This is a genomic window from Mesorhizobium sp. P5_C1 (assembly GCF_054049815.1).
In genome coordinates this window covers 1-8280 of sequence record NZ_JBFULQ010000239.1, presented here as the reverse complement: position 1 = coordinate 8280, position 8280 = coordinate 1, and the positions used below count along the sequence as shown (strand labels likewise).

Below are 8280 nucleotides of genomic sequence, written 5' to 3'. Positions count from 1 at the left end.
GGTATAATGAGTACATAAGTATTGCAAGAGATATCCGAGTGGAAGTTTGGTCGGGTCGACCCGACCGCAATTTCCGGGAATTGTGGCGGCAGTGTTAGATAGGCCGGATCAAGGGAGTGATTCGTGACGATGAACCGTTCCGAACCGATTGTCCGGCGCAAGCTTTCCGACGAGGTCTTCTTGCGGCTGAAGCGCCTGATCACCAGCGGCGAACTGATGCCGGGCGATGACATGCCCTCGGAGCGCGAACTGATGGAACGCTTCGAGGTCGGCCGTCCGGCGATCCGCGAGGCGATGCAGGCGCTGAGCAATATGGGGCTGGTGGCGATCTCGCATGGCGAGCGCGCCAAGGTGCTGCAGCTTACCGCCAAGTCGATCATCAGGCAGGTCGACGGCGCAGCCAAGATCATCCTGTCGTCGTCGAAAGACACGCTAGAGCACCTCAAGAACGCCCGCATCTTCTTCGAGCGAGGCATGGTCAGGGAAGCAGCCGAAAAAGCCACCGCCGAGGATGTGCAGCGGTTGCGCGCCACCGTCGCCGAGCAGCGCAGCTTTCGCGGTGATTCCGAAGCCTTCATATCCGCCGACATGAAGTTTCATACCCAGATCGCGGCGATTTCGGGCAACCCGATCTACGTCGCCGTCAGCGAGGCGATGCTGGGCTGGCTGAAGGAATATCACACCGAAATGCTGATCTGGACCGGCAAGGAAAAGTTCACGCTGACTGAGCATGAAGAGATCATTGGCCGCATCGAGAAGAAGGATGCCGACGGCGCCGAGAAGGCGATGATCAAGCACCTCGAGCGCTCGCGTGCGCTCTATGTGATGAACGCCGAAAAGTGAATCCGCAGTGTCAGCCGAACCGGGTGATCGCGTAGGGCGTCATGACCAGGTGGCCTCTGCCCAGCGCTGAAATGTCGACCGGTACGTCCTCCGCTGTCAGGTTCGCCAGCCACACGATGGTCTGACCGGAAGCGGAGCGCCCGGCCAGCGCCAGCACCTTGGTCTCATCGCTCGTCGTTGCCGCAACATGTGCGAGGCCGGCCAGTTCGCAAAGCCCCTTGATAGCCCTGAAGATCGGCCGAGGTGATCCTTCCGCGGCTGGCTCGCCCGGTCCCGCCAGCACGCCGAACGGTCCTGTGAAGCCGGAGAGCGTCAGCATCTCAAGCCCCGCCGGTGCGACGCGTGCCGCATAGCCGATCGTCCATGCGGCCCCGAACAGGCCGGCATGGCGCGGATCGCGGTCGGCCATGGCAATGCGCTGTCCCCCGGGATTGGCCTTGGTCGCGCCACCATAGGGGTTCTGGCGCATGGCGATCGTCGACGGGCCGATCCGGTAGGGTGTTTCTCCGAAGATCGCCCGCACCGATTGGGTGATGAAGGGCAGCGCCCCCAGAGATTGCATGACGCTGAGATCGTCGGCCGCGTGCACGATCGGGCAGGTGCAATGAGTGACGAAGTCGAGCAGGTCCGCCGGCACGCGTTTGCGGTTGAGTTCGGTGAAATAGCTGAACATGCCGCCGCCGAGACGGATGTCGGGGAAGGCGCGGCGGGCGGCGGCATAGACGGTTTCCAGCGGCGGACACTCCGGCCATGCGCTCCCCGGCGGCGTCGACTGCCGGTCGACCGAAGGCGAGACGGCGATGGCCGAAAGTTCTAGCCCTGGCTCGTGCACCAAGCTGGCGACAGCTGAAAATTCAGCCTCGAGATCGCCCACGCCGGCAACAACGCATTCGAGCGTCGTCCGGGCCGGGTAGGCTGCCGCGACCCGGGCAAAGGATCGCAAGGCGTCGAGCCCATGGCCGCGCGTTGGATCGTAGTGGAGGACCAGCTGTTGCGGGCCAAGCGCCGACAGCAGCGGCAGGTTCGCCAGTGCCGTCTCGACATCCTCGGGATAGATGATCACGCCGACATCGGGCAGCTTCCTCGGTCCGGCCTCGCCGAGCTTAACGCGGACCGGTCCGTTGGCCACGGAGGCAGCCGGTGCTCTGCCCTCACCAGTGATCAGCAGGCTGATTGTCTGGCGCAGGGGCTGGCCGGCCGGCAGCATATAGGGCCACGGCAAAGCGAGCGGCCGCACATAGGTCTTGTAGGAGGCATCCGACCAGTTGCGCTGGTCCTCCATTTCGAACACGTCGCCTTCCATCCGGCATTCGGCACTGACGCCTGGCCGCACCTCATGCGTGATCGCACGCAAATCCCTGAAGGGCTGCCACGGGTCGATCAGCAGCGGAAGCTTGGTCGCGACCGTGGTGCCGTCGGTGTGCTCGACCGTCACCGGGCTGCCGGCGAGGCCGGCGATCGGATGCAGGACGCAGAAGCCGCAGCGATTGGTTTCGAAATCGCTTTCGGGAAGGGCGCTCACGTCGAAGACCAGTTGGCCATCGGAGGAGCCCTTGATGGTGGCGCGGAAGCCGAGCCGGCTTGCGTCCGGCCCGGTGCAGCTTGCCGAATAGCGGATCGAGAAAGTGTCATCGCCCTGGTCAATGGCAAGGTCGGTCAGTTCGGGCTCGTAAGTGCCCCAGTCGCGATCCCTGACGATGTAGGCGATGGCCCGCAGCACTTCGGTACCGCCATGGCGGACGGTGCGCAGATTGCCGTTGACGAAGTCGGCGCTGAGCGCACCGGCGCTCAGCCTGACCGGCTCGACCTCGGTCGCATCCGTGCCGCAAAGGTGAAAGGTGTCGGCGGTCATCTGAGCAAAGTGTCGAGCTGCACCGGCTCGCGGCTTGCAGCACCGGCGTAGGCGGCCTCGACCAGTGCGAAGGTCTTGACGTTGTCGGCGCCCGAGGTCGCGGGCTCCGTTCCCTTCGCCAGGCAGTCGACCCAGTGCTGCTGGATGGCAACGACGCTTTCCTGGATGTTGTGCCAGGGTCGCGATGCCCAGGGCAGCAGCGGCGGCGAGACGTCGCTGACCGCCGTGCCGCTTTTGCCGGTGACGGTGAGCTGGTATCCCTGTGCCAATCGGATCGTGCCGTCGCTTCCGTCGATCTCGATCAGCGTTTCGGGAAACGGTTCGACGGCAAGCGTCGTCGCGTAGCTGCAGTCGACCACCGAGGTTGCGCCACTGGCATGGTCCATCAGCATGGTCGCCACGTCCTCGCCGGCGATGGCAGGGTTGATGCGCGCCGTTCGCGTCGTGATCGTCGAGACGTCGCCCAGCAGGAAGCGGGCTATGTCGAGGATGTGGATGCCGAGATCCTCGATGATGAAGCGCTTTCCCGTTGCCAGATAGGGCTGGCCGGAAAACACGTCATAGGCGGAGCGGAACGAGATGCGCCCGAAGAACGGCGTGCCGATCTCGTTGCTGTCGAGTACGGCGCGCACCGCCTGGATTGGCGACTGCCAGCGAAAATTCTCATGCACCATCAGCGGCACGCCGGCATCGGTGCATGCCTTCACCATCGCCTCGGCATCGGCAAGCGTTGGCGCGAACGGTTTTTGACAGATCGCCGGCACGCGGTGTTGCGCCGCCATCTCGACCAGCGCACGATGGCTGGGCGCCGTGGTGGCGATATCGACGAAATCCAGGTTCTCGCCATCAAACAGGGCCATCGCGTCGGTGTAGCGCCTGGTAATGCCGAACTGGTCGCCGACGATCCGCAGCCGGTCGGGATCGCGGTCGCAAATGGCGACGATCGTGGCGCCAGCGATGTCGCGCCAGGCATGCATCTGATTGACGGCGAAGAAACCGCAGCCGATCAGCGCTCCGCGCAATTCCACCATGCTCAGCCTGCCTTTGCCATCTGCATCAATGTCACGCGACTCTGCAGCCGGCGCTGCGCCTGGTCGACGACGACGGCGACAATGATGACCAGGCCCTTGATCACCATTTGCCAGAAAGAACTCACCCCCATCATCACCAACCCGTCCGAAAGAATGCCGATGACGAAGGCACCGACTATGGTGCCGCCAATCGTGCCGCGACCGCCCGACATCGAGGTGCCGCCGAGCACCGCCGCCGCGATGGCATTGAGCTCGAAACTTTCGCCCGTCGCCGGATGCGAGGCCATCAACTCGGACGAGATGATCAGGCCGACGATTGCCGCGCAGAAACCGGAGAACATATAGACGAACATCTTCACCGTGTTGACACGGACGCCCGAAATTCGCGACGCCCGTTCGTTGCCGCCAACCGCGAAGATATGGCGGCCAAGCGGCGTGTATTTGGCGAGATAGGCCGCCGCCAGCGCAACGACGATCAGGATCCAGATCGCCACCGGCAGGCCGAGCAGCCGGCCGGCGCCGAGGAAGCCGAACCCGGTGGTGCCCAGTTCCGGCTTGCCGACAAGGTTGGGGAAGGTGCGTCCATCCGACGACAGCAGCGCCAGGCCGCGCGCGACATAGAGCACGCCGAGCGTGGCGATGAACGGCGCGACGTTCAGCCTGGTGATCAGCAATCCGTTGACGGCGCCGATCAGGATGCCGACCGCAAGCGTGATCAGCGCGATCTCGACGACGTTGAAATAGATGGTGTAGCCGATCTGCAGGTCGATGCCGTTGAGCACGAGATAGCCGGCCACCATGCCGCACAGGCCGACGATCGAGCCGACCGACAGGTCGATGCCGCCGGTGATGATCACGAAGGTCATGCCCATGGCGAGGAACGCATTCAGCGCCACGTGCTTCGACATCAGGATCAGGTTGGCGGTCGACAGGAAATTCGGTGCCGCGATCGAGAAGAAGACCAGCACGGCGATCAGCGCGATGAAGGTCCTCGCCTTCATCAGCGTCAGCAGCAGCGAGCCGCTCGATGCGGAGGGAATAGCCGCCTTGGCCGGGATGTCAGTCATGGGCGGTGTACTCCGTGTGCGGGACCGGGCCGTGGCCAAGCGCCGAGGCGGCGACAAGGGCGGCCTCCGTCGCCTCGGCGCGATCGAACATGCCGGTCAGTTTTCCATTGCTCATCACCGCGATCCGGTCGGACAGCGCCATCACCTCGTCGAGGTCCGAGGTGGCGAACAGGATGCCCAATCCGTCGCGCGACAGTCTGCGCATCGTGCGGAAGACGTCGGCCTTGGCGCCCACATCGATGCCACGGCTGGGCTCGTCCATCAGCAGCACCTTCGGGCCGGTGAGCAGTGCCTTGCCGATCACCACTTTTTGCTGGTTGCCGCCGGACAGCGACGAGACCTCCTGTGCCGGATCGGCAACCTTGATCGCCAGTTCCCGCACCATCTGCACCACCGCCTGCCTTTCGGGGCCGCCGCGGATATGAAACAGGCGGACAAACCGCGACAGGCTGGCCAGCGTCAGATTGCTGGCAACGGAGAGGATCGACACCAGCCCTTCGCGCTGGCGGTCTTCGGGGATCAGCGCCAGCCCGCGCCGGATGCGCCGCGTCGTGTCGCGCTCCTTGACCTGTTTGCCGGAAATGAAGATCGCTCCTGTGGCCTGGCCATGGCGGCCCATGATGCAGTCGAACAGCTCGCTGCGTCCTGCGCCCATCAGGCCGTAGATGCCGAGGATCTCGCCGGCGCGCAGCGAGAGCGAGACGTGGTCGACCGCAAGACCGCCGGTCGCACGCGGCAGGCAGATGTCCTCGGTGCGGAATATTTCTTCGCCTGGGACATGGCCATCGGCCTTGGCGAAATCCTTGGCGTCGGACCCAATCATCTGCCGTACGATCCAACGGGTGTCGACGTTTCTCATTTCCTCCTGGCCGGTGATGTGCCCGTCGCGCAGCACGGTGATGTAGTCGCCGATGCGGATCAGCTCCTCGAGCCGGTGCGAGATGTAGACGATGGCCACACCGCGCGCCTTGAGGTCGGCAATCACCTTGAACAGGATCTCGACTTCCGCGGAACTCAATGCCGAAGTGGGTTCGTCCATGATCAGGATGCGCGCATCGAGCGAAACCGCCTTGGCGATCTCGACCAACTGCTGCTGGCCGATGCGCAGATCCTCGACCAGCATGTCGGGCCGGATTCCGGCCTGCAGGCGTTCGAGACATTGCGCGGCGCGGCGCTCCTGTTGCTTGCGGTCGATCTTGCGGAACCGGTTGGTGATCTCGCGGGTGGCGAAAATGTTTTCGGCGACGGTCAAATTGCCGAACAGGTTCAACTCCTGGAACACCATGCCGATGCCGCGGTTCACGGCGTCGGCGGACGACGAGAAGGAAACTTCTTCCCCTTCCAGGAGGATCCGGCCGGCAGTAGGTCGTTCTACACCGGCGATGATCTTCATCAGCGTCGATTTGCCTGCGCCGTTTTCGCCGACCAGCACATTGACCGCGCCCTTGCGCACCTCGAAATTCGCTCGCTTGACCGCAACCGTGCCGGAATAGACCTTGGAGACGTCTTCCAGCTTCAGAATAACATCGTGATCGCTCATGGCCGCGGCCCGATTTCTGCCTCCGCCGGCGTCACCAGCGGCAGGTCTTGGCTGCCTTCGAGCGTATAGGCGCCGAGAACCTTGGCGGTGCGGCCTTCCAGTGCTTCACGCGGCAGCTTCGAAAGCACATTCTTGTCGGCATACGCGTTGAACGCCTTGCCGAACTGGGCGAAGTCGATCTGGTTGGTGAAGTCGTTGAACTGGACGAAGTCGAGGCTGTCGCGCAGCGCCGTACCGCGCATGGCGGGACCGATCTGCACGCGTGCATCCGCCTTGCCGTCGCCGTCGACATCGATATCCATCGTCGCCGCGCGCGAGCCCGTGTTTGCGGCAACGATCTTGCCGTCAACACGAACCGCGAAGGCCCACGGCGAATTCGCCTGCTTGTTCGGATTGCCGTATTTGGCGCCGGCAGCCGCCGGGTCGGCTTTCGCCAGGGCATGAACCTCGGGAAACGGTCCGGCTTTCTGCTTGAGATAGGGCACCACCTTCGCCGCCCACAACGCCTCGACCATCTTGTCGGGATTGAAGGCGGCAGCGCCGCCGCTATCACCCGAGGGGGTCGGCAGAACCTTGCAGCTGGCAAGGCTGATGCCGAGCGTCACGGCAAGGATCGGCCAGGTCGGCTTGTTCAGCATGGCGGTTTGTTGTTCAGCATGGCGGCCTCGGCATGATGGTCGGCATCCGCAGAAAATGGCGGCGAGGGACGAACCGAGATTCGCCCCTCGCTATTCATGTCACGCCGGCTCAGTTGGTCAGCGCGAAGGTTTCCAGCTTGGGGGCGTTGTCGCCATTGACCAGGAGGCAGTCCATCAGCTGCTTTTCCTTGGCCGGCGACTTCTTGTTCTTGATGAAGTCGTTGGCCTGCTCGACCGCCATCTGCGCCTGCGCAAAGGCCGGCTGCAGGACTGTGGCCTTGATGCCGCCCGCGGTGATTGAATCGCGCACGTCGTTCGATCCGTCGAAGCCGACGACAATGACGTCCTTGCGGTTTGCCGCGACCAGCGCCGCATAGGCGCCCATCGCCATCGTGTCGTTGCCGGAGATAACGCCCTTGATGTCCGGATTGGCCTGCAGGATCGATTCCATCTTGGCGTAGGCTTCGGTCTGGCTCCAGTTGGCCGACTGCTGGGCAACCATCTTCAGATCCGGATAGTCGTCGATGACGTCATGATAGCCCTTGGAGCGAATGCCGGCATTGGTGTCGGATTCCTTGCCGACGAGTTCGACGAAATTGCCCTTCTCGCCCATCAGCTTGACGAATTCCTGCGCGCCGAGCTGGGCGCCCTGGTAATTGTTGGAAACGATCTGCGCGACGGCAACGCCGGTGGCATTGATCTCGCGATCTATCAGGAACGAAGGCACGCCCGCGTCCTTGGCCTTCTGCACGGCGGCAACGGTGGCGTCGGCGCCGGCATTGTCGAGGATGATCGCCTTGGCACCGCGGCCGATCGCCGTGTCGATCAGCTCGGACTGCTTGTTGGCGTCGTCATCATGGACGAGCACCAGCGCTTCATAGCCGAGTTCCTTGGCCTTGGCCTCCGCGCCGACAGCTTCCGCCTTGAAGAACGGGTTGTCGTGCGAGGGCGTGATGATGGCAATGAGATCGGCAGCATAGGCTGGTGCGGCCGTGCCAAGCGCCAGCATGCCGGCAAAAGCCGCCAGTGTCATTCTGCGTGTCAGTTTCATGAAGTCCTCCCGTTTGAAAAACAATTCAGGCCGCTGTCTGCATTTCAGACCGCGGATCGTCTCAGTTTCAAAAACCGTTTGTTTGCCGGCATCACCCCGGCCGTCGTGCCCCCGGCAGTCCTCCGCTCGTCCAGGCCACGAATTCCCTGCGAAGCTTTGGCCTGAGCTTAAGAAATAGCTAGGCCAACTGGTATGATGAGTCAATCACAAATTCAGATGATATGTACCTGATGAGCGTGTTTTCACGAGGGCGTCGAC

Annotated in this window: 7 protein-coding genes; 1 reads left to right on the top strand and 6 read right to left on the bottom strand. The window is 63.2% G+C overall.

What is annotated here, in order from left to right; all coding sequences use genetic code 11:
- The first annotated feature begins 129 nt into the window (after positions 1-129).
- The gene (locus ACXJ7R_RS18700; protein WP_457153140.1) at positions 130-843 is read left to right on the top strand and encodes a transcriptional regulator NanR; all 714 of its coding nucleotides are present in this window, start codon (positions 130-132) and stop codon (positions 841-843) included.
- A 10-nt stretch (positions 844-853) separates the two neighbouring features.
- Here the strand turns inward: ACXJ7R_RS18700 and apnL are convergent, their stop codons facing one another.
- From apnL to ACXJ7R_RS18670, 6 genes are all read right to left on the bottom strand, one after another.
- On the bottom strand, positions 854-2695 hold the full coding sequence (gene apnL, locus ACXJ7R_RS18695) for a D-apionate lactonase (RefSeq protein WP_457153139.1): 1842 nt from the start codon (positions 2693-2695) through the stop codon (positions 854-856).
- Entirely contained in the window at positions 2692-3726 is a 1035-nt protein-coding gene (locus tag ACXJ7R_RS18690; RefSeq protein WP_457153138.1) for a Gfo/Idh/MocA family protein, read from the bottom strand. The genes apnL and ACXJ7R_RS18690 overlap by 4 nt, the downstream gene beginning before the upstream one ends.
- A gap of 2 nt (positions 3727-3728) precedes the next feature.
- Positions 3729-4793 carry an ABC transporter permease gene (locus ACXJ7R_RS18685; protein WP_457153137.1) on the bottom strand — a complete coding sequence of 355 codons (1065 nt, stop codon included), beginning with the start codon at positions 4791-4793 and terminating at the stop codon, positions 3729-3731.
- Positions 4786-6333: a sugar ABC transporter ATP-binding protein gene (locus ACXJ7R_RS18680; protein ID WP_457153136.1), complete on the bottom strand. Its 1548-nt coding sequence runs from the start codon at positions 6331-6333 to the stop codon at positions 4786-4788. The genes ACXJ7R_RS18685 and ACXJ7R_RS18680 overlap by 8 nt, the downstream gene beginning before the upstream one ends.
- Positions 6330-6971: a DUF2291 family protein gene (locus ACXJ7R_RS18675; protein WP_457153135.1), complete on the bottom strand. Its 642-nt coding sequence runs from the start codon at positions 6969-6971 to the stop codon at positions 6330-6332. The genes ACXJ7R_RS18680 and ACXJ7R_RS18675 overlap by 4 nt, the downstream gene beginning before the upstream one ends.
- 109 nt (positions 6972-7080) lie before the next feature.
- Positions 7081-8022 carry a D-ribose ABC transporter substrate-binding protein gene (locus ACXJ7R_RS18670; protein WP_095080533.1) on the bottom strand — a complete coding sequence of 314 codons (942 nt, stop codon included), beginning with the start codon at positions 8020-8022 and terminating at the stop codon, positions 7081-7083.
- Between the last annotated feature and the right edge of the window lie 258 nt (positions 8023-8280).